This window comes from Bradyrhizobium sp. USDA 327 (assembly GCF_041262065.1).
Lineage (GTDB): Bacteria > Pseudomonadota > Alphaproteobacteria > Rhizobiales > Xanthobacteraceae > Bradyrhizobium > Bradyrhizobium liaoningense.
Genome location: NZ_JBGCCW010000001.1, coordinates 360,625 through 382,080 on the forward strand (window position 1 = coordinate 360,625; position 21,456 = coordinate 382,080).

At 60.0% G+C, this 21,456-nt stretch carries 14 protein-coding genes and 6 pseudogenes; 11 read left to right on the plus strand and 9 right to left on the minus strand.

Going from position 1 to position 21,456, the window contains the following annotated elements; all coding sequences use genetic code 11:
- Nucleotides 1-45 precede the first annotated feature (45 nt).
- A complete protein-coding gene (locus ABIA42_RS01610; RefSeq protein WP_028153753.1) occupies nucleotides 46-258 on the plus strand; it encodes a helix-turn-helix transcriptional regulator in 213 nt (70 codons plus the stop codon).
- A gap of 801 nt (nucleotides 259-1,059) precedes the next feature.
- Here the strand turns inward: ABIA42_RS01610 and ABIA42_RS01615 are convergent.
- Nucleotides 1,060-1,446: a Crp/Fnr family transcriptional regulator gene (locus ABIA42_RS01615; protein WP_240537804.1), complete on the minus strand. Its 387-nt coding sequence runs from the start codon at nucleotides 1,444-1,446 to the stop codon at nucleotides 1,060-1,062.
- A gap of 258 nt (nucleotides 1,447-1,704) precedes the next feature.
- Between ABIA42_RS01615 and ABIA42_RS01620 the strand changes: the two genes are divergently transcribed.
- The gene (locus ABIA42_RS01620) at nucleotides 1,705-3,741 is read left to right on the plus strand and encodes a prolyl oligopeptidase family protein (protein ID WP_202949173.1); all 2,037 of its coding nucleotides are present in this window, start codon (nucleotides 1,705-1,707) and stop codon (nucleotides 3,739-3,741) included.
- Between the two features lie 740 nt (nucleotides 3,742-4,481).
- Nucleotides 4,482-4,688: a cold-shock protein gene (locus tag ABIA42_RS01625; protein ID WP_018645234.1), complete on the plus strand. Its 207-nt coding sequence runs from the start codon at nucleotides 4,482-4,484 to the stop codon at nucleotides 4,686-4,688.
- Between the two features lie 376 nt (nucleotides 4,689-5,064).
- On the opposite strand, the pseudogene ABIA42_RS01630 reads toward ABIA42_RS01625, so the two are convergent.
- A pseudogene (locus ABIA42_RS01630) lies at nucleotides 5,065-5,259 on the minus strand (IS5/IS1182 family transposase); the annotation flags it as partial.
- A 350-nt stretch (nucleotides 5,260-5,609) separates the two neighbouring features.
- Between ABIA42_RS01630 and istA the strand changes: the two are divergent.
- Complete coding sequence (gene istA / locus ABIA42_RS01635; RefSeq protein WP_080769320.1) at nucleotides 5,610-7,160, plus strand: IS21-like element ISBj11 family transposase; 1,551 nt, start codon at nucleotides 5,610-5,612, stop codon at nucleotides 7,158-7,160.
- Complete coding sequence (gene istB, locus ABIA42_RS01640) at nucleotides 7,157-7,966, plus strand: IS21-like element ISBj11 family helper ATPase IstB (protein WP_014497900.1); 810 nt, start codon at nucleotides 7,157-7,159, stop codon at nucleotides 7,964-7,966. Before istA ends, istB begins: the two co-directional genes overlap by 4 nt.
- A 541-nt stretch (nucleotides 7,967-8,507) precedes the next feature.
- Here istB and ABIA42_RS01645 read toward each other — a convergent pair.
- From ABIA42_RS01645 to ABIA42_RS01655, 3 genes and pseudogenes are all read right to left on the minus strand, one after another.
- Nucleotides 8,508-9,563 carry an MFS transporter gene (locus tag ABIA42_RS01645; RefSeq protein WP_223153711.1) on the minus strand — a complete coding sequence of 352 codons (1,056 nt, stop codon included), beginning with the start codon at nucleotides 9,561-9,563 and terminating at the stop codon, nucleotides 8,508-8,510.
- A 318-nt stretch (nucleotides 9,564-9,881) separates the two neighbouring features.
- Nucleotides 9,882-10,894: pseudogene (locus ABIA42_RS01650) on the minus strand (IS110 family transposase).
- A gap of 128 nt (nucleotides 10,895-11,022) precedes the next feature.
- Nucleotides 11,023-12,579: an ISL3 family transposase gene (locus tag ABIA42_RS01655; RefSeq protein WP_018645229.1), complete on the minus strand. Its 1,557-nt coding sequence runs from the start codon at nucleotides 12,577-12,579 to the stop codon at nucleotides 11,023-11,025.
- A 141-nt stretch (nucleotides 12,580-12,720) separates the two neighbouring features.
- Between ABIA42_RS01655 and ABIA42_RS01660 the strand changes: the two are divergent.
- The 4 genes and pseudogenes from ABIA42_RS01660 to ABIA42_RS01675 form a co-directional block, all read left to right on the plus strand.
- A pseudogene (locus tag ABIA42_RS01660) lies at nucleotides 12,721-12,969 on the plus strand (IS110 family transposase); the annotation flags it as partial.
- 486 nt (nucleotides 12,970-13,455) lie between these two features.
- Nucleotides 13,456-13,956 (plus strand): hypothetical protein, encoded by a 501-nt coding sequence (locus ABIA42_RS01665; protein WP_370157108.1) that lies wholly within the window; start codon nucleotides 13,456-13,458, stop codon nucleotides 13,954-13,956.
- The gene (locus tag ABIA42_RS01670; RefSeq protein WP_370157109.1) at nucleotides 13,871-14,779 is read left to right on the plus strand and encodes a reverse transcriptase domain-containing protein; all 909 of its coding nucleotides are present in this window, start codon (nucleotides 13,871-13,873) and stop codon (nucleotides 14,777-14,779) included. The genes ABIA42_RS01665 and ABIA42_RS01670 overlap by 86 nt, the downstream gene beginning before the upstream one ends.
- On the plus strand, nucleotides 14,776-15,672 hold the full coding sequence (locus ABIA42_RS01675; protein WP_370115721.1) for an IS110 family transposase: 897 nt from the start codon (nucleotides 14,776-14,778) through the stop codon (nucleotides 15,670-15,672). Before ABIA42_RS01670 ends, ABIA42_RS01675 begins: the two co-directional genes overlap by 4 nt.
- 599 nt (nucleotides 15,673-16,271) lie before the next feature.
- Here ABIA42_RS01675 and ABIA42_RS01680 read toward each other — a convergent pair.
- From ABIA42_RS01680 to ABIA42_RS01695, 4 genes and pseudogenes are all read right to left on the minus strand, one after another.
- A pseudogene (locus ABIA42_RS01680) lies at nucleotides 16,272-16,472 on the minus strand (IS701 family transposase); the annotation flags it as partial.
- A gap of 1 nt (nucleotide 16,473) precedes the next feature.
- Nucleotides 16,474-16,996, minus strand: a pseudogene (locus ABIA42_RS01685) (helix-turn-helix domain-containing protein); the annotation flags it as partial.
- Between the two features lie 103 nt (nucleotides 16,997-17,099).
- A pseudogene (locus ABIA42_RS01690) lies at nucleotides 17,100-18,450 on the minus strand (IS701-like element ISBj6 family transposase).
- Nucleotides 18,451-18,524: 74 nt separating this feature from the next.
- Nucleotides 18,525-19,285, minus strand: a protein-coding gene (locus ABIA42_RS01695) for an IS5 family transposase (RefSeq protein WP_244611316.1) whose coding sequence is annotated in 2 segments (ribosomal slippage) — nucleotides 18,525-18,946 and nucleotides 18,946-19,285 — 762 coding nt in all. Because the reading frame shifts where the segments join, the coding sequence is not laid out codon by codon here.
- Between the two features lie 695 nt (nucleotides 19,286-19,980).
- Here ABIA42_RS01695 and ABIA42_RS01700 point away from each other — a divergent pair.
- Nucleotides 19,981-20,787 (plus strand): outer membrane protein, encoded by an 807-nt coding sequence (locus tag ABIA42_RS01700; protein WP_259223832.1) that lies wholly within the window; start codon nucleotides 19,981-19,983, stop codon nucleotides 20,785-20,787.
- Between the two features lie 38 nt (nucleotides 20,788-20,825).
- Complete coding sequence (locus ABIA42_RS01705; RefSeq protein WP_245285779.1) at nucleotides 20,826-21,455, plus strand: omptin family outer membrane protease; 630 nt, start codon at nucleotides 20,826-20,828, stop codon at nucleotides 21,453-21,455.
- Nucleotide 21,456 lies beyond the last annotated feature (1 nt).

Below are 21,456 nucleotides of genomic sequence, written 5' to 3' on the forward strand. Positions count from 1 at the left end.
ATTTGCTGATCTCGTTCCACGTCCTCTCTGCTCCAGGAGAAACTCATGGCGGATGTGCAAGGGGTTGGTCTGTCGTCACGGGAAAGACAGTGCTTGCGATGGGTCGAGGAAGGGAAGTCATCCTGGGCCATCGGAGTCATCTTGAAAGTAAGCGAGAACACCGTCAACTTTCATGTCAAAAATGCAATGCGAAAGCTGGAAACGACCAGCCGTACCCAGTGCGTCGTCAAGGCGCGGCGGTTGCGTCTTATTGAGTAACGGCCGCCATTCCGCTGCCGCTGATGCAGATCTAGCGAAATGTAAGGAGCGACTGTGGGTTGCTCCAGCGCAATGCGAAGCGAATTACGCGACCGCAGCTGTATAGCCATACAGGCGCTGTTACTATGAATAGGGGCGTGCTTTTATTCGGTCGCCGATCGTCACTGCGGGCGCCGCGGACCACTAGGCGAGGTGAGATAATCGACGCATAACGCTCTTGAAAACGTGACTGCCGGTCGGAGCGCAGTGTCAACGTTGTGATCAATTGCGAGAATTGGTCGGTGACATCAATGGAACGTATCGCTGCGGGTCGCGCTGGCGTAGGCGACAATCAGAATTCTGAGCGTGAGATGACTCGCCGGGCCTTGTCTTGGCTGCCAGGAATCTTCGGAAGGGACACTATCCATGCGCCGGGCACCCAATTGACGAAGTCGGCTGGCGGGCTGCGCCGTGGAAAATGTCATGATCAATATACAAGATACGACAGGCCTCGGCTGGTCGGCAACCGAACTCGTTGGGCCAAGGCAGCAGGATCTTGCGTTGATGCTCAACCTTGAATTGCGTTTCATCGTCCGGCCGCCCGCTAATGGCCGGACGCATCGCGCGGCTGAACGACGACGCGTCAGCGTTGCGACAACCGCCAGCTGACCAGCCAGGTATCGCCGACGACCGGTCACCCACCGCCCGCTACACGGCGCAAGGGGAGCGATTGATTGGTGACGGGGTGACCTTCTCGGGGCGAATTGTCTCAAGTTCGCGGTCACAAGCACCCGAAGGACGCAGAACGCCAGTGGCGAGTTGCTAGCTCGTCTGTTCTTCACCGAGAGCGCGGACTGATAAGGAGGGAGCATAGGCAGCTGAGACGAACTTGTAGCAACGGTACGCTTTATTTTCGAGTAATTTGTGTTCATCGATCTGCAAGACGCCTCGCATCTTGCGAATCAGGGCTTGCTCCTCGAAGCGGATCAATGTTTCGGTCACCCCCGCGCGGCGCAGTCCCAGCACCGAGGACAGGTAATCGTGGGTGACTGGCAGCACGCGGGAGTCATCACCAGCAAGGCAAATCCAGCTCGCGAGGCGCTGTTCACGATGGTGCCGTACCCCGCACAATCCTGTCTGGACGCACTGAAATGTCAGCGCTTGCACGTACTCGAACAGATGGTCTCTAATCTCGGGATGCACTTTCATGATCCGACGAGGATCCTTGAGGCTTGTGGCTCTTTAGCCGGCACGCAGCTTGCAGTGGATGGTCCGCGACATAGCGCAAGCGGCGCTGTGTCATGCGCTTCCGTGCTTTCCGCCGCGTCTGCTTGACGCGCCAGGGCCCGCGAGCGTGGCCGCTGGACCTCAGCCGGAGCAAGTCCATGAAAACATCACTCTTGTCCGCTACGCTGCTTTCGAATCCCGCTTCACTTCCACGGGGCTTTCACAGGAGCGAACGGAACGGTGACTGATGACCCATTCCTTTGGCTCGAGGAGATCGAAGGGCCAGACGCAGTGGCTTGGGCCCGCGCCGAGAACGAGAAGACGCTCGGGGTGCTCCAGTCAGATCTTCGCTATCGGCACTTCTACGAACAGGCGCTCTCCATCCTGCAGGCCAAGGATAGGATCGCATACGTTTCGTTGGAACGGCGAGCTTTGGAGAATTTCTGGCGAGACGAGAACCACCTGCGCGGCATCTGGCGGCGCACCACGCTTAAGAGCTATCGTAGCCAAGACCCACAGTGGGAAACCATTCTCGACGTGGACGCCTTGGCGGTCGCCGAGAACAGGAATTGGATCTTTCAAGGTAGCAGCTGCCTTCCGCCTGAAGAGCGCCTCTGCCTGATTAGTTTTTCCGATGGCGGCAAGGATGCCGCGTCCATACGAGAATTCGACTGCGACGCCAAGACCTTCGTTGCGGATGGCTTTTATCTCCCAGAGGGCAAGCAGCACGTCAGCTGGGTCGATCGTGACACACTCCTTGTTGCACGTGACTGGGGCGAGGGGACTTTGACGCAAGCCGGCTACCCCTTTGTGGTGAAGGAGCTCAAACGCGCTCAGGCGCTCAGTGAGGCTCGCGAGATCTTTCGTGGCGAGCCCACCGACGTTTCGATGTCCCCCTTCGTGCTTCGTGACAGCGAGGGCAACATTCATGAGACCGGCGCGATCCGCGCAATCAGCTCTTTCGAGTCCGAGTATGTGGTCTTCCGCCCCAATGGGCCCGTCAAGCTCAATCTGCCGAAGAAGGCCGCGATGATCGGTCTAGTGGGTGGTCACCTGCTTGTAAGGCTTGATGAAGATTGGAGGCCGCCAGGCGATATCAGCTTCGCCGCCGGATCGCTGATTTCGTATGATCTGGCCGAATGGAAACAGGATCCGATGCGTGCCAAAGCCTCGCTCGTCTTCCAACCTGGGCCCCGCCAGGCCCTGAGCGGGTTAGGCGCCACAAAGAATTTGTTGATCCTGACGATCCTTGAGAACGTTCAGAGCAGAGCGTTCGCTTATAAGTACGATCACGGAGCTTGGTCCGCGGCGCCCATCCCGCTGCCGGAACATGCAAATGTCAGCCTGTTAGCCACCTCCGATGAAACGGACCGAGCCATGTTCGCGGTCTCGAGCTATCTCAGACCAACCTCAGTCTGGTATTTTGATGTCGAAAGCAAAAGCCTTGAGGAGTTGAAGACGACACCGGCTGCCTTCGATGCGTCCAATCATATCGTGGAGCAGCTCGAAGCCACTTCGCGTGATGGCACGTCAATTCCCTATTTTCTGGTGCGGCCGAAGAACGCAAGATTTGACGGGACGATCCCGACACTTCTTTATGGCTATGGCGGTTTCCAGGCTTCGCTTCTGCCCTCTTATCTGGGACCGGTGGGACGGCTCTGGCTCGAACAGGGCAATGCCTATGTCGTGGCGAACCTGCGTGGGGGCGGCGAGTTTGGCCCACAATGGCATCAAGCGGCCCAGACGGCAACGAAGCAGACGACATGGGATGATTTCATTGCCGTTGCCGAGGACCTGATCCGCCGGAAGATCACAAGTCCGAGCCGGCTCGGAATCATTGGCGGCAGCCAGGGCGGCCTGCTCGTTGGCGCCGCAATCACCCAACGTCCCGAACTCTTCAACGCGGCCATCATCAAGGTGCCGCTGTTTGACATGCTTCGATACACCAAACTGGGCGCAGGCGCCTCCTGGATCGGCGAGTACGGTGACCCTGCCATTGCCGAGCAGCGTGCGTGGATCGAAGGCTACTCGCCCTACCAGAAGCTGATGGCGGGCAAGACTTATCCCGCTCCCCTAATTCTTACCTCCACCAAAGACGACCGCGTGCATCCAGCGCACGGCCGCAAAGCTGCCGCGAAGCTCGCCGCGCTGGGCCAGCCTTACTTCTATTACGAGAACATCGACGGGGGGCACAGCGCCGCCGCCAACCTCAGGGAATATGCGCGTCAACTGGCCCTTGAATACACCTATGCATCGAGGCGGCTTTGTTCTGAGTAAAATTCGGTCAGCGGGCTGAGACCATTGGTTATCTCAACGTATTCACGGTGCTCAGCTGAATTCATCGAACCCAAGGCGAGAGAGCTGATGAGCCGCCGGCAGACGCGATGAAGGTCGTCAGATGCGCAAGTTACCGGTTTGAACAGCCTCCACCGCTGGCGAGCGGGTTTCCTGGCGTTCAACCACAACATGACGAGCGGGCGGTAAGTTGCCAGATGCGCTTCCTTGAGGATTGTCTCGCAGACCCCTGTTCGTCCGACATGGCCGGCGTGCGGCTAATATCTAAACGCGAACAGCTAAAGCGCAGCTCTGGGACTGTCTTCGTGCTTGAGAAAGCATGTCACGTAGCTCAATGCAGGCATGGCGCGGATTGATTATCCTGATCCCAGGCTGCGCGAAGGAGTTCACGGCCGCCCTGTCGTTCAACGACGATCAATCCCATTCGCTTTAGCTCGGCTCCGGATGAGCGCGGCGTGTTCGAGGCTCTGCAACTCTTCTGTAAGCCGCTAGCGCGCGACGAGTGAAGCGAAGGTCAAAACGTCATCCGGATCCTGAAGCCTTGAATCGAAGTGTGGTCGACGTCACGGCGCTTTCTGTCGTTTGCACAATGCGGCCGCAGATAGACCATGCGATAAAAAACGAGCATGTGACCAGCGCAGCGACGCTGGCGTCTTGCCGACCATCTTGATGGCCGGCAGACTCTTCGCTAGATCACAACGGTTCACTATGGAGATGCCGCCGTGGCAATGGGTATTGTGAAGTGGTTCAACTCGACCAAAGGTTATGGGTTCATCAGGCCTGAGGACGGAGGTCCCGATGTCTTCGTGCACATCGGTGCCGTCGAAAGGGCCGGTTACACCACTCTCGAAGAGGGGGCTCGGGTAAGTTATCAGCTCAAGGCCGGGCGTTCGGGCAAGATGTCAGCTGAGGATCTTCGGGTTGGCTGATCCGACTCGCCTCCGGAAACCGCTCTCTGCAAAGCGTGTTCTCGCACCTGTCCGGCGATGCCTTGTCGGGGCGCGCCGTGCGTTTGGCTTTTCGACGGTCTCTTCCAGTCATGAGCTGTCTCGCAAACCGCATGACAGCGTTGATCTCCCGAGGCCGTCCACCGATCACTGCCGTCAGAGTTACAAGAGTTGCGAGCGGATCGCAGTGTGGGCGTGGCAAGATATTCCTGCGCCCCGAACCGTACGCTCGTGACCAACGCGCCGGGGAAGTGCACGCCGCCGGGCCGGTGCTCCCCTGTCCAGCTCATGAAGGTGCTCGCACAACCGGGTTCGTCCGTTATGGACCATACTGGCCGGCTGCGCTGAGGCAACAGCACGCCCGCAGCAGCTTCTCCGGCGGGATCGACGGCCGCCCAGTCGGCGAATAGAGCGCGGCAAACTCGCGCTCCAGCGTCGACAGCGCCTCGTTCACGATCGTCCGGATCGCTTGCAGCGGATGGTCACGCCGCACCCGAGCCTCGAGATCGACGTAGCTGAACAGCTCGCCCGTTCGATTGTCGCCGCCGCGCACGCATCATTTCCGAATCTCGTCGGAGCCAATGAATCACGGTCGCTGGTCGGCGGCGAGCACGTTTTTCAACTGCCTGCTAGAGGCGTACCTCGCACAAAGACTTTCGAGGATGAACGTTACGCGCGTGAATTGTATTGGGATTGGTCAAACCATCCACTTCGATAGACAGATTGGAGTAAGCGCCAAAGTCTGCCGCGCGGCGAACAGGATGGAAGTGGAGCGTCGACCATGATGAGAGGGCTACGCCGGGCTCGTGACGCAGGGAGGGCGTAGCCCGACCGGAGTTACGAGCCCGGCGTCGGCGCGATCCACAGCGGACCGCGCCGACTGGTGATCGCGGCCGGCTGGTTATGCAAGTGGTTCTTCCGCCAAGAGGAATCACTCGCGTGCCAGGCCGACACATTACCGATCACCAAATGAGGCTCTACATGAAGTACCGTCAGACCGATAGCCCACCCGTGGCCGCCGCCAAGGCTTCGTTCAGCACCTCGACCGCTTACCGGATCGAGAAGGATCGACGCCTTCCGTCGCAGAAGAAGGCTCCCCGCGGCCGTCGCCGGCCAGATCCCTTGGCCCGCGTATTTGAGACAGATATCGCGCCGATGCTGAAGGCCGCCCCCGGTGTGCGGCCGGTCACGATCTTCGAGGAGTTGCTCCGACGCCATCCCGAGCTCGGCGCCGGCATCCGTCGCACGCTGGAGCGCCGGATCCGGGCCTGGCGGGCGATCCACGGCGAGGAGCAGGAGGTCATCTTCCGCCAGACCCACGAACCCGGTCAGCGCGGCCTGTCCGACTTCACCGACATGGGCGAATTGGGTGTCACGATCGCGGGCGTACCGCTCGACCATCGTCTCTATCACTTCCGGCTGGCCTATTCCGGGTTTGAGCACGCCCATGTCGTGCTCGGCGGTGAGAGCTTCGTCGCTCTGGCCGAAGGCCTGCAGAATGCCTTGTGGTCACTCGGTGGGGCGCCACGGGAGCATCGCACCGACAGCCTGTCGGCCGCCTTTTGCAATCTCGACCGCGACGCCAAAGACGATCTGACGCGGCGATACGAAGACCTCTGTGCCCATTACGGCATGCGGCCTTCCCGCAACAATCGTGGCATCGCCCACGAGAACGGGGCGATCGAGAGTTCGCATGGTCATCTCAAGCGAGCGATCGGCGACGCGCTGTTGCTGCGTGGCACCGCCGACTTCGACGATCTAGCTGCCTATCGTGGCTTCATCGATGAGATCGCCAGCCGCCGCAATGCCCGCAACGCCAAGCGGATCGACAGTGAACGTAGCGCACTTCAGGATCTGCCGGACCGCCGCACGTCGGACTATGAAGAGGTGATCGTCCACGTGACGTCGTCCGGCGGCTTCACCTTGCGCAAGGTGTTCTACACGGTGCCGTCGCGCTTGATCGGCCATCGGCTGCGGGTGCGCCTGTATGACGATCACCTCGACGTGTTTGTCGGCGGCACGCATCTCCTCACCTTGCCGCGCGGGCGGCCGCATCCCAATGGCAAGCACGATCAGGTCGTCGATTATCGGCACGTGATCCATTCCTTGCGGCGCAAGCCGATGGCGCTCCTCAACCTGGTCTACCGCGACCAGCTGTTCCCCCGGGAAGCTTACCGCCGAGCCTTCGACGTCTTGCGCAAACGCTTACCGGACAAGAAGGCCTGCCGGATCATGGTCGATCTCCTCGCACTCGCCCATGAGCGCGGTTGCGAGGCCGAACTCGCCAATCAGCTCACGGCTGACCTGAACGACGGCCGGCTGCCCGACCTCAACCGGCTACGTACTCACTTCGCCCCGGATCCCGCCCAGGTGCCGAACGTCGTGGTACGCCTCGCACCGCTCGCCACCTATGAATGCCTCATCGGTACCGCCGAGATCGGAGGCGCCGCATGAGCACAACCAACGTAGTCGACACCGCGCGCCTCAATCTGTTGCTCAACGAGCTGCGGCTGCCCGCCATCAAGGCGCTGTGGCCGCAATTTGCCGAGCAATCCGATATAGAAGGCTGGCCGGCGGCGCGCTTCCTCGCCACCATTGCCGAGCACGAGATCGCTGAGCGCGGCCGCCGCCGCATCGAGCGCCATCTCGTCGAGGCGCGGCTGCCTACCGGAAAGACCTTTGACAGCTTCGACTTCGAGGCCGTGCCGATGATCTCCAAGGCGCAAATGACCGCACTCGCCGCCGGCGACGGCTGGCTCGGCAAGGGCGCCAATCTGCTGCTGTTTGGTCCGCCCGGTGGAGGCAAGAGCCACTTGGCGGCAGCAATCGGCTTGGCCCTCATCGAGAACGGATGGCGCGTCCTGTTCACCCGCACCACTGATCTCGTGCAGAAGCTCCAGGTGGCTCGCCGCGAGCTCAACCTCGAGGGCGCCATCAACCGCCTCGATCGCTTCGATCTCGTCATCTTGGACGATCTTGCCTATGTCACCAAGGACCAGGCCGAGACCAGTGTGCTGTTCGAGCTCATCAGCGCACGCTACGAGCGACGCTCTTTGCTGATCACCGCCAATCAGCCCTTTGGAGAATGGAACAAGGTCTTTCCGGACCCAGCTATGACCCTCGCGGCGATCGATCGCCTTGTTCACCACGCCACCATCGTCGAGATGAACGTCGAGAGCTATCGCAGGCGGACTGCCCTCGAGCGAAAGCGTGGTCCAGGGCGGCCACCGGAGCACGCGACACAAAAAACGCTCGCTTGATTGACGCTCCGCGACAATCAAAGCAAACAAAACTCTTGCGCGCGACAATCATCGCGGCGATCATCATCGCGCCGCGACACTGACTCGCCATCCTGATCGCCGCGCTCTTCCGACCCAGATCGTCGCGCTATAAAAGTCACCGCTGCGCGGCCAGTTGCTCCACCAGCTTGTCGCGTGGCCCTGCCGAGCCCGCCCTTGGACGCCTCCGGCTCGGCCTCTCGTGGCTGGAAATGGGGCTCCTCATCCTCGGATGAACCCGCGCGCCACCGTACGCCACCCTCGTAGCCGAGCGACACGGACGCGCCGCCCGCCGCCATATGTGCCGGGTCGAGACCCGTTGTCCCTTCAAGGCGTCCATCTCCGCCTCCAATTGGTTCAAGCGAGCCAGCATCGCCTTGAAGGCGCCAGGGCGGCCCCTTAGTTGTTTCGTACGAGGCGGAACGCGTGCGGCTTCGATCCAAATGCATAGCACGCTGCGGAAATGCCGTTTGAGGCTTCGTTCTTAATTGTGGGACTGCAATAACTCGATCGTTGAGCGATATCATCTCGGACATGCTGCAGTCGCGGTTTCTGCAGGTGCTGCGTCACGCATGAAGGCAACAGCCAGCCCGATGCCGATGAGACCAATCAGGATCGATGCCGCAGCCAGAGACGGGACGCCGCTAGTCTCGACAAGGATGCCGCCGAGAAAAGCGCTAATGGCGATCCCCGCGAAGGTGGTCGAGCTGTTCATCGCCAGTACCAGCTTCGACCTATCTCCGGCCAGACCGAGAAGACGGTGCTGGATCGGGACGAGATACATGTAGCTCACGTTACCCCAAAAGAAGGCGATGAGCACGGTGAGGGCACCATGCTGTCTGAACGCAACCAAACCTACGAGCAGGATGAGTTGCGCGCCTACAACCGCAATGAGAACTTTATACGGGCCAAAACGGTCAGTCAGAACGCCGCACGCAACGTTTCCCGTCACGGCTCCGAAGCCGTAGGCAAAGAGTGCGGCTGAGAGCAGCGGCACCCCGGCAAGCAGAGAACCGATGATGAATACGCTCACATAGGAGTAAACGATGAACTCGGAAACGACGACGAATAACGTCACGGAAAGGATACCGTAGGTGGCCTTGGAGAGGCCTTTTGAGATCGGGCTGTTTCCGCGCTCCGGCGCCTTGGTAGCTATTCCGGACATCATCGGAGCGAAGATTATCAATGCGAGAAGCCCGGCAATGACGACGAAACCGAATGAGAAGCGCCAGCCGATAGCATCCGCGATCCAGCTTGTGGCAGGAACGCCGGCAACCTGTGAAACAGTCATGCCGCCAAAGATGAGAGACAACGCGAACCCTTTGCGGGCTGGCGGCAGGAGTTCCACGGCCAGCGCGGTAGCCGACGGGGTGAACATCGCCGCGCCGTAGGCCGAAATGACGCGGCCTGCAGCAAGGGTGAGGAAGTTCGGAGCGATCGCGCAGATCAGGTTACCGATGATGAAGATCGAAACGGACAGAATCTGAACATTATGGCCGCTCATGGCCTTGAACATCCAGGCATTCAGCGGCGCGAAGACTGTCATTCGGCCCTTTAATTGCGGATTGTTGTCAATCACCTTTTAAACTTTCCGACGGCACGACGGTAGCGCTCGCGCTGTCGGAGCTGGTCAGGGTTGCGGAGACGGCGCGAGCGCGGCTGATGCGTACTTTGCCGGCCAGGCATTGGATCGCCCGGGCTGGTTATGTCTTCACTGGGGTCACGGTCCTTTCCGAGGTCGCGCAGCGCCTCATGATGATGTCCGGGTCGGACGCCTCAACGTTTGCAGCGGAGTACGGTCGAGCCGCCACCAGCCGAATGAACGAGGTCGCCTCAACACCGTCCCAGCGGGACATCGCCAGTCCGGCAGACCGGACCAGGAACTTGCGAGCAAATATCAGACTGGCTGCGGCTGCCCCCAGTCGAAGGATGTGCCATGATGCAGTGAAGGATGACTGCGATCTTTCGGGCGACAGCGACCTTTGCCTTCCTCATACCGATCCGCTTGGCGAGCTTCATGCCCCAGGCCTTGAGGGAAGACCACTTCTTTGTCCGATAGAGAAGTACGGTGGCGGCCTCAAACAAGTAGGTTCGGAGAAGCCGGTCGCCCCATCGAGATATCTTGCCGTTGATGTCAGTTTCGCCAGATTGGTTGCGCCGAGGTGTAAGGCCGAGGTAGGCGCCGACTGTCAACGCCGACAATGGGTCATCGATCGTATGGCGGAAAGTCAAGGCGGTCACCACGCCGACACCGGGAACGGTCATTAGGCGGCGCGTCGTCTCGTCCGCCTTCGCCAACTGGCGAACTTCGTCGTCGAACTTGTTCTGCTGCTGACAGATATGCTCATGGATCAACAGGAGCGGCGAGATCACGCTAAGGAGTGGATGATTATCGCCCAATAGCTCGCTGACCAGGTTGCGGAACTGCTGGCCGATTGCGCGCGGGAACAGCAAGCCGTATTCTTTGATCAAGCTCCGGACCTGGTTCTCGATGTCTCGGCGCATGGACACGAGCCGGGATCTCGCGACGAGTATCGCGCGGATCTTCTGACTTTCCTCGCTCTTGACCTTGACTTCTCGATACCAACCAACCCGCACCAGTTCGGCCAGACCTCGAGCATCATTCTGATCGCTCTTGTTCATGCGTACGGACAAAGCCGCGTGGGCATGCCGCGCGTCGATGCAAACCACTAGGAGATCGACCCTACGAAGTTCATGCCATAGCCAGCTCGCCATCGCCCCGGTCTCAAATCCGATGCGCTCCGCTTGTGGCGCCCGCTTGCGAAGCAATGCCGCGAGCGCCCCGGGGGCGGACTTTGCCTTTCCTTCGAACAAGATCTGACCCACTTCGTCGACCACACATACCGACGTTTCTTTTTGCGAGACATCCAGCCCAACATATTGCTTCATGGCCCCCTCCGATTCGTGAGATTGCGGGAAGGCTTGAAGATAGCGGACCTTTTTGAGCCGCGGGCGCCGACCGCAATTACGTCATCGTCTGCAAAATTGGCTCTGACGCAGTTTTGGTGCAGCTGGGTTTATTCTGCGCCGATTAGTCTGGCTTGAAGCAGATCGATTTTGCCACGGCCGTACATTTGGCGTCTGACGAGCTTGAGGCGCGTGATCTGCCCCTCAGTCTGTCCGTTGGACCAGGGCGAGGTGATCGCCGCCCGAACCGCCGCTTCATCGTTCGTTACGCCGCGGGCGAACGATGCAACAAGACTGGCGCGAGCGCGCTCGATCCATGGGACGAGGCCCGCCTCGGTCTTGCGTCGGATCATCAGGTGGAATTCGGCGATGATCTCGCGTGCCTCGACCAGGGGTGGCACGCCAGCTTCTACCGCAGCGACGGTCACCGTCTCTGCCTTCGATAGCGTATCCCGTCCGACGGTCATGAGACGAGCGATCGTTCTGGCCGATGGAATCCGATGAAGGGTTTCGACATCAGTCTTTTCGGCCCGCCGTCTACGAGTCGTCCACTCGCCGACAACACGAAGGGAGCCTCGGAAACCGCGCGCCCGTAAGCGGCGCCAAAGTTCAGCGCCGTTTCGGCAACCGGCTGCCCATTGGTCGTCGAGCCATGGCAGGTGCTGATCGAGAGAGCTCTCCCGGGTCCGGAAGACATCATGGCGTTCGCCGCGGATCACCTGTCGCACCAGCCCCCTGCTGTGGCCCGTCTGGCGCACTATCTGCTTGATCGGCGTCCCACCTTTCGACAGGCTCAAGATGGTCGCGTTAGCCTCCTCGCGCCGGAGATAGCCCTCATATTGGAGACGCTCCGCAGCTGTTAGCAGCTCGGGATTGATCGTAGTTGCTCCGATTGCGCTGCGGATCTGGCGCATCGATTTTCGGACGGCATCGAGGTAGGCCCGGCTGGCGTTCTCCATCAAATGCCAACGATCTGCGACCTGTACCGCGTGCGGCAGGGCCTTTGCTGCGGCTTCGCCATATCCTCCGCCGCGGTCGCGGGCGACGATCGCGATCGTGGGATGGGCGGCGAGCCAGGCTTGGGCGGTCGAGGGCTCACGGTCCGGCAGCAGGGTGACCACCCGGCGCCTTTCCAGGTTGCAGATGATGCTGGCGTATCGGTGATTGCGCCGCCAGGCCCAATCATCAATGCCGATAATCCTGAGCGGGTCAGCCGGCGGACGGCTACGGCGTCGAACCACGCGAAGGAGCGTATCCTTGCTCACCGGCAGCATCAGCCGTTTTGCGAAGCCTGCCGCCGGTCGTCCGCCAAGAGCCAGACCGAGGTGATGGACAATGGAGTCCAGCCTCGCCGTGCGTCGCGCTGATGGAGCCGGCACCCCTTCGTCGAAGCGCTCAGTAAAGATTTGGCGCCCGCACAGGACGGCGTCGCAGCGGAAGCGGCGGGCGACCACCAGGAGCTGTACGATCCGCCCCGAAAGCGGGAGGTCAGTCACGCGTCGCCGATACCGGCTATGGACACGCCGAGAAACTGTTCCGCACAAGGGACACAGACCGACGCTTCCGGACGCCCGGATCTCAATCACGGCCTTATCACCTTCGTAGTACGCACTCTCTACAACAAACCCACGCGGCACCAGACTGGAGCGGTGGAGTGCTTGCTGCATGGCGTTGATTCTCCTCCAATCAAAGCGCCACGCATCCCCCAAACTGCATCAAAAGTGATGGTGTGGAACGGCCCTTCGAACCGGCATCAAAAGTGCCTAACGTGGTCGCGTTAATAGGCGCCACAAAGAAAGGACCGTTCCATGGAGAAGATTATCACGGTGGGGTTGGATTTGGCCAAGTCGATCTTTCAAGTTCATGGCGTCGCCGATAACGGCCAAGTCTTGGTTCGTCGTACCTTGCGGCGATCCCAGGTTCTGCCGTTCTTTCGCGGGCTTCCCGCCTGCTTGGTGGGCATGGAAGCTTGTGCGAGTGCCCATCACTGGGCGCGCGAGATCGCAGCGCTGGGCCACTCGGTCCGCCTGATGCCGCCGGCCTACGTGAAGCCCTACGGTGCGCCCCGACGGCGCGTATTACCAGTGGAGGAAGGATCCACCCAGAGAGTTGTCGATTGATCTGGTAGCTGACGAGCGGTTTGGACGAGCAATCGGACGGATCGAAGCCTCGTGACAAAGGTCGCTTTAGGCGGCCGAGCAATCCAGCGGGCCGTAACGTGAGTGAAGCCTGAGCACGCCTCGAAAGTTACGATGTGAATGCCGACCCGATCGTATGGCGGGGAAGGCCGTGCGGACAGGGAAGCAATCGACGCACGCACCTGTCTGGTTCACCGGGGTAATGGGCACGGCACGTTGGAAAGGTAGTACGGGTAATCGGGGGAGACCCGTCTTGGTCGAAGGTCGCGCCTTCAGCATTGAGTAGTCGATGGACCGGACGGGAGTCGGACAGGGTCAAAGGTACCGATGAAACCGGGTAATTCCGGCGGAGGAAAGGACCCTGACTTCAGGTGCGCTTTTGAAGATGGCGAGGGAAAGGGTAGATTGGCGATGAGCCTTGAAACGCCCGATAAGATCAGGAGCCTTCAGAGAAAGCTTTATTGTAAGGCGAAGGCGGAGCCTGCCTTCCGCTTCTACGTGCTGTACGACAAGATCTGCCGCGAGGACATTCTGAGCCATGCCTACAAGCTGGCCCGCGCCAACGCGGGTGCGCCGGGAGTGGACGGAATAACTTTCGAACAGATCGACGCGTCGGGACTCGAAGCATGGTTGGCTGGCCTGCGCGATGAACTCGTCACGAAGACCTATCGGCCCGATCCGGTGCGGCGGGTGATGATCCCGAAGCCCGGCGGCGGCGAACGTCCGCTCGGTATCCCAACAATCCGGGACCGGGTCGTCCAAGCTGCTGCAAAGATCGTGCTGGAACCGATCTTCGAGGCGGATTTTGAGGACGGAGCTTATGGATATCGCCCCGCGCCGCAACGCGGTCGATGCCGTCAAGGAAGTGCACCGGCTTATGTGCCGGGGCTACACAGATGTTGTTGACGCCGATTTGTCGAAATACTTCGACACGATACCGCACTCGGACCTCCTCAAATCGGTGGCCCGACGCATCGTCGACCGGAATGTGCTGCGGCTGATTAAGTTATGGCTGCGAGTACCGGTCGAGGAGCGGGATAGCAACGGGAAACGGCGCATGAGCGGCGGTAAGAGCAACAAGTGTGGCACGCCACAGGGGGGTGTCATCAGTCCGCTGCTCTCCGTCATCTACATGAACCGGTTCCTGAAGCATTGGCGTCTCAGCGGTCGGTGTGAAGCATTCCATGGCCAGATTATCTCCTATGCCGACGACTTCGTCATTCTCAGCCGCGGCCACGCGGAAGACGCATTGACGTGGACGAAAGCGGTGATGACCAAGCTTGGGCTGACACTCAACGAGACTAAAACCTCGGTGAAGAATGCCCGATTGGAAAGCTTTGACTTCCTTGGGTACACGCTCGGACCCCGCCACTTCCGCAATGGGGGGCGGTGGTATCTTGGCGCGGCTCCGTCGAAGAAAAGCGTGCTGCGGATCAAGAGGAAGGTCAGCGAACTGCTGACGCCGGGCAACAAGGGCGCTTGGCTCGAAGTACAAGCACGACTGAACCGCCTTCTGCGCGGCTGGTCCGCTTACTTCAGCTATGGCTCGCTTGCTACGGCTCATCAGGCCGTTGATCGACACGTCTTTGACCGCGTGCTCGCCTTTCTGCGCAGACGACATAAGACGCCAGGACGTGGCGTCAGACGGTTCTCTGATCAGATCTATGGGAACCCTGGCGTACTTGTGCTGAACCGCGTGCGCAAAGTGTCGCCGACGTGCGCCTTGTGACGAAACCTGTCGGAAAGCCGGATGCGGGAAAACCGCACGTCCGGTTTGATGAGCGGGGAGAGGAAACGGAACGCGCAACAAGCGCATCACCGCGCCTCTCCTCGACTCTACTCAAACGCAATAAGACCGACGCGGCGGATGCAGAGGCCATCTGCGAGGCGATCACCCGCCCGACGATGCGGTTCGTTCCGGTGAAGACTGCCGAACAACAAGCAGCCGGCATGGTTTTGCGAACGCGAGAGATGCTAATGAGACAGCGCAGTCAGACGGCAAATGCCTTGCGCGGACATATGGCTGAATTGGGTATTATCGCCGGGACCGGCATGACAAGCATCGCAAAACTCTTGGTGCTTCTCCGGGATGAGAAAGACAGTAGGATTCCCAGCGCCGCCCGGTTTGCCCTGATCCAGTTCGCTGAGCAGATCGAGTTGCTGACAACCCGCATAGAAAAGCTCGACCGGGAGATTTTAGCGGCCGTAAGACAGGATCCTCATGCTAGACGACTTATGAGCATCCCAGGCGTCGGTCCTCTCATCGCGGCCACCGTTCGGACATCCGTCCTGGACGCACGCGCCTTTGCGACTGCGCGAGACTTCGCGGCCTGGACGGGGCTGACGCCGAGGGCGCAATCAAGCGGCGGAAAAGATCGGCTCGGCGCGATATCGAAGCGCGGAAATCGGCAACTACGGACGCTTTTGATCGTTGGTGCGACCTCGATCATCAAGCTTGCCAAACGAGGCTTGAAAGTCCCGGTCTGGATTCGGACCATGCTCCAAAGACGGCCGGTCAAGGTCGTATCGGTGGCGCTTGCCAACAAGATTGCGCGCACCATCTGGGCTTTGCTGGTCCGGGGCGGCATTTATCAGGCGCCAACCGCAATGCTAAAATCCTAATCTGAAGAGCTCTCCGGCAGAAGAAAAGGACTGCCGAGGAGGCAAGGTGTAAATCTGGATGAACCCCGAATGACGCCATTCCCGGCAGTAATCAGACCGCCTGACTCACTGCGCTTCGAGCGCGAGAAATTGATTGGGCGATTGCTTCCGCGGATATCATCGTGGCCAGCGGCCAGGTGCCGTGCTTACAGGCCGAACATATGACCGCACCGTCATCCCTCGTTCAACCGGAGAAAGATCTTGCAGCCCGGGCCGTTCCACATATGAGTCAGAGCCAAATTTACAGGCCGATTGACACTTTGCTGTCCCGACGAATGCCGAGCGCTCAATGCGTTTCGGTTCTATCTGACCGATCTCTGGAGGCGGACGCTTCGGCGGCGCAGTCAGCGGACCTGTCTGACCTGGGATCGCATAACGCAGATCACCGATGACTGGCTCCCCAAGGCTCGCATCCTTCATCCATGGCCGAAGCTGCGCTTCGCCGTCAAACACCCGAGGTAGGAGCCCGGTGCCTTAATTGGGCTCGCCGGGATCTGCGCGGGGGGCGCCCAGTGATGGGTGTCCCTACCGCGAACAGAATGCGTTTGCGCCACTGTTTTTCAAGGATTTGCTTTCGGCAATATGGGCACTGCTGAGACGGCGGCCGAAGGATGAGATCGACGATGGCGAAACGTACGGCGGGCATGGTTGGTTGAGGCGGAGGCCCGTTGATTCTCTTTTTTTTGCCCCGCGTATGCGAGGCGATGATGTTGCAGGAAGGCGTAGGCAATCATTGTCATCAGGGCGTGGCGATGAAGACCTGAGGACAATGGCTCGGTTCGGGTAAAGCCAGACAATATCGCGCACCTTATCGACGAATAGCGGATCGCTCGACAGTTTAAATGTCTGGCTGCGGTGCGGCTGCAGGCCGAACGCCGTCCACTTTCGGCCGATCGTGGTGTGAGAAAAGCCAGTTTCCGCAGCCATCGAGCGGATCGACCAGTGCGTCCGTCGCGCGGCGTCGTACGCAATGTCCGCTCGATTACCACAGCAACCTGATCGTCGTCGATGGTTCGAGGGCGCCCAGGACGGGCTTCGTCAAGCAGGCCATCACAGCAATCCTTCAAGAATCGGCGGCGCCACTTGCCAACGGTGTGTTCATGGATGCCAAGTTTGGCAGCCACCGACTTGCTTGGCAGACTATCTGCACACCGCAGGATCGCGCGGCAGCGCTCAGATAGCGATTCGGCAACGCGATGACGACGAGCCTCTCCAAGTACGCCCGCTCCTGCGGACTAAGCACCAGCGGCGCGATCGGCCGGCCTCGCACACCCGCATTCGCCACGAGCACTCTCCTCTGTAGAGATTCGAGCTATCAACTAATGTGACGAACTTGCGTTCCAGAGGACTAGCACTACTTTGGCAGAATGTGTTTTGGCCGCTGTTTTTCAAGGATTTGCTTTCGGCAATATGGGCATTGCTGAGGCGGCGGCCGAAGGATGAGATCGACGATGGCATGGCGTACGGCGGGCATGGTTGGTTGAGGCGGAGGCCCGTTGATTCTTTTTTTTTCCGCCCCGCGTATGCGAGGCGACGATGTTGCAGGAAGGCGTAGGCAATCATTGTCATAAGGGCGTGGCGATGAAGACCTTGCCATGATCGCCCTTCGAAGTGATCAAGTCCAAGCTCCTCCTTCAACTGTTGATGCGCCTGCTCACAAATCCACCGTGCCTTGATGGTGGCGGCCAGCGTGCGCAGATCCGTCGTCGCCGGAAGATTGGCGAGATAGTATTTGCTCTCCCCGGAGGCACGTTGCTCGCCAATGAGCCAGACTTCGTCGCCTGGGAGATGCTGCTGACCTTTATCCCATATCCGCTGCGGAGGGCCGTCGGCGGTGCGGACACGGAGGGCAGCAAATCGGGCTTTGAGCCGACCTTTCGTCCCGCTACGCCAACTCACGGTTTTCCATTTGGCGCTGGCCAGCATTTGTTCTGCCGCAATCGATAAGATATCGGGCACGTGGTGCTTTCGTGGTTTGCCACGGACTTTGGTGATCGGCCAAATGAGCTTCACATCGACGGGATACACTTTCTGGTGCCGAGGGATACCGACCGCCCAGGCCAGCCCGCGCTCTGTTAGCCCTTGTCGAAACGGTGCGCTGAGGCCGTATCCTGCATCCGCCAGCACACATCCAAAGCGCATGTTGGCTGCCATCGCGCGGTCAATCTCGGCCAAAGCGATCTCCGGCTTGGACCGTGGCGTTCGGTGTTCGATTGGCACGCGAGCGCGCTTCAAACGGGGCATGTCGCTTGTCCAGCTGTCAGGCAGAAAGAGACGTAACGCGACCATCACTGGCACTTCGCCGCGCGCAAGCGTTAAAGACACCAGCGTTTGGCAATTTGCAGTTTTACCGAGAGCCGATGCGTATTGCGCCGCAACACCGACCGATCGCTCACCCTTCTTCGGCAGTGAGGTGTCATCAATAACCAGCACCGCATCCCTGCCGCCGACGAGTCGGTCCGCCTGGTTGAGCAGCTCTGTCTCCAGCGGCGTCGCGTCCCAGACACCGTCGGCAATGAAATGGTGCAACTGGTCGTAGTTGCTCGTGACAAGGCGTTCCGCCATCGGCTGAACGCTCTTGCGATCGCCAGGACCGATCAATCCCGCAACATACAGAGGACACATCCGCTGCCGGGTCTTATGACCCAGCCGGTCCAAGAACGGCATCAGCCAGCGTTCGAGTTCGTCTTCCCATCCCGGCATGGTCAGCCCTCCAAGAGCCGACCACCCATGAATCATTGAAAAATTGATTCGGGAATCCTATAAAACGCGGCAAAATCAACAATCTGCCAAAGTAGTGCTAGGGTCCAGACTCAATTGAGCCAATATGCGACGAGAGCGGCGAGATGAACAGCGGCCAAAAAATTACGGGCGAGCTTGTCATATCGCGTGGCGATGCGCCGGAAGTCCTTGAGCCTGCCAAAGCAGCGTTCGATGACATTTCGTCCTTTGTAGGCGCGTTTGTTGAAGCGATGGATGACGACACGGTTAGATTTATTGGGGATTACGGGCTTGGCGCCACGACGAATGATTGCGCCGCGAAGCTTGTCGCCATCATACCCTTTGTCGGCGAGGAGCACGCTCATGGGTGGCGCGAGCGCCAGGACATCGGGAGCCGCAGCGATATCGGCATCCTGGCCTGGAGTCAGATGCAGGACGACCGGCCGGCAGAGCGGATCGCTCAGCGCATGGATTTTTGTCGTGCGGCCTCCGCGCGAGCGGCCGATTGCTTGATTGTGCTCCCCCCTTTTCCGCCGGAGGCACACCGGTGAGCTTTAATCGAGGTCGAGTCGAGCGACAGTACGACGCCGTCTTCGCCAGGCTTGGCCAGCGCTTCGAAGATTGCGCACCATCGTCCTCGCTTGGCCCAGCGATTGAAGCGATTGTAGATCGTCGTGTAAGGGCCGTATTCACGTGGACAATCACGCCATCGTGCACCCGATTGCAGCATGTGAATGATGCCGCTGACGGTGCGTCGGTCGTCGTCCCGATCCGGCCCCGTCAGTCCCCTCGGCAGATGCGGTTCGATACGCGCCCATTGCCTGTCGTTCAGCCAAAACAAACCAGCGCGCATTCTCTCGCCCCCGAATCAACACGTAGGCAAGAGAATCACGTGGCGCTATTTAGGTACAGACCCTAGTCCCATCAGTAGGACTCGGTGAAATTAAAATCAACGGCGACACAGCGCCGTAGTCGGGGAAGCGCAGAGGGCTTCCTGTTGACATCACACGGGCCGGGTCTGCACGCGCCACCGCGCGTACACATTCAGCGCGCGAGCGGGCCACTCTCGGGTAACGTGGCCCTTGTCGGTATCGAGACCAATGTGAGCAACTTGGCGCCACACGCCGCGACGAAGTGCCTGCATAGCCTGCGAATTCACTTCGGCACGCGACTTGCTCTCTTTGCGGCATCACCACCAATCGCTTGCGATGATCCTCGGGGGCGGACTCGGCGCGCGTCGCTGTTAGCGTCTGGTCCGCCCCGACGGTTTGCTGCGGCGATAACTTAAGGGCGCTCGGTCGTGGGCCGAGACAATACAGGGAAGTGTTGGATGCGATCCGGAGTTCTTCTTTTAGGAGCCACGACAATTGCGCTCGTCGCAAACGGTGCAGCGAACGCGGCAGACCTTGAGCCAGAAGTGAAACTGCCGCCCGCGGTGTGGAACTGGTCGGGAGGCTATATTGGCGGGCACCTCGGCGGCGGCTACGGCCGAACCTCCTTCAGCAATCCTACGGTCCGTCAATCTATGGCGATGTCGTCGATACCCCAGTGCTTCTCGCGGGTGGCCAGATCGGCTACAATTGGCAGAAGAATGGCTGGGTGTTCGGCGTCGAACTCGATGCCAGCGGTGCTGTCTCCGACGGCACGAATACTTGCCTCGCCGCCTCCGGCTTTGTCGTGAGTGCAAACTGCAAGGCAGGTCCCAACGTCTTTGCCACCGGGACTGGGCGCGTCGGTTACGCGTTTGGCGCGCTGGGCCGCACGTTGGCCTATCTTAAGGGAGGAGTGGCTTGGCAAAACAATCGAGGCGACGTCGTCAACAACTTTGAAGGCGGCGCGCCACAGGAGAAAACCCATTTCGACTATGGTCGCCTCGGTGGCGTCATCGGGCTAGGCGTCGAGCAAGCACTTACGTCTGCATGGTCGGTCAACGTCGAGTATGACTATCTCCATTTCGGCGGGCCGAGTGTCGCAACGCCTCCGACGGTGCAGAATCCGCCGTTCGCCATTCTTCCGGCGAACATAACCAGCCTCTCCAGCAGCTATCACATCGGAAAGATCGGGTTGAACTACCATTTTGGCGCCGACCCGTGGGTGGTGCGTTGGCCCGATGCGCCGCTCTACGCAAAAGCGCCCGCCGGCGCGGCGCCGATTGCTTACACGGCCGGTTGGTCGTTCGAAGGCGGATCGCGACTCTGGCTCAGCCGGGGTCGATTCCAATGGGACCGCAGCGCAGTGGCCTCCGGCGGCCTTGAAGACCCCAGCATGCTAATATCGAGGCTCACCTATCACGGACTTGACGGACTTTCCGGGGAGCTATTTGGCCGTCTCGACAGCCCGTGGGGGTGTTCCTGAAGGGCAACATTGGCCTTGGGCGCTTCGACAAAGGACACATGAACGACGAAGATTGGGGCCTCCCCCCGAACCTCTCCTATGTCAACACGATATCAGGCCAGGCCAACGGGAGGTACACCTACTACACGGCCGACGTAGGCTATGATTTCCTCCGCGCCGCCAACTACAATGTCGGCGGCTTTATCGGCTGGACGTATTACGAACAGAGCTCCGATTCGAGGGGGTGTGTACAGATAGCTGCCCCACCTCCATGCTTGGCGCCGGACGACGACCAGGTCGTTGGCAGCCAGAATACTCAGTGGAATGCAGCTCGTGTCGGCCTAAGCGCCGAAACCATGCTCACCGAGCGTTGGCGTTTGAACGCTGACGTCGCTTACCTGCCCTGGACCGATTTCAAGGGGCGTGACCATCATCTCTTGCGCCCGACGACCATGTTTGATGAACAACGGAGCAATGGGGGCCGAGGCGTCCAGGTTGAAGGCGTCTTGTCCTACTTCGTCACCAGGAACTTCAGCGTCGGCGTCGGTGGCCGCTACTGGGCGATGTGGACCAACAGCCGAAGCGACTCATTGTGCAGCAGCAGCGGCTGCGTTGAGCCGACCATGCTTGCGAAGTACAGCATGGAACGCTGGGGTACGTTCTTTCAGGCCTCCTATAAGCTCGATTGAA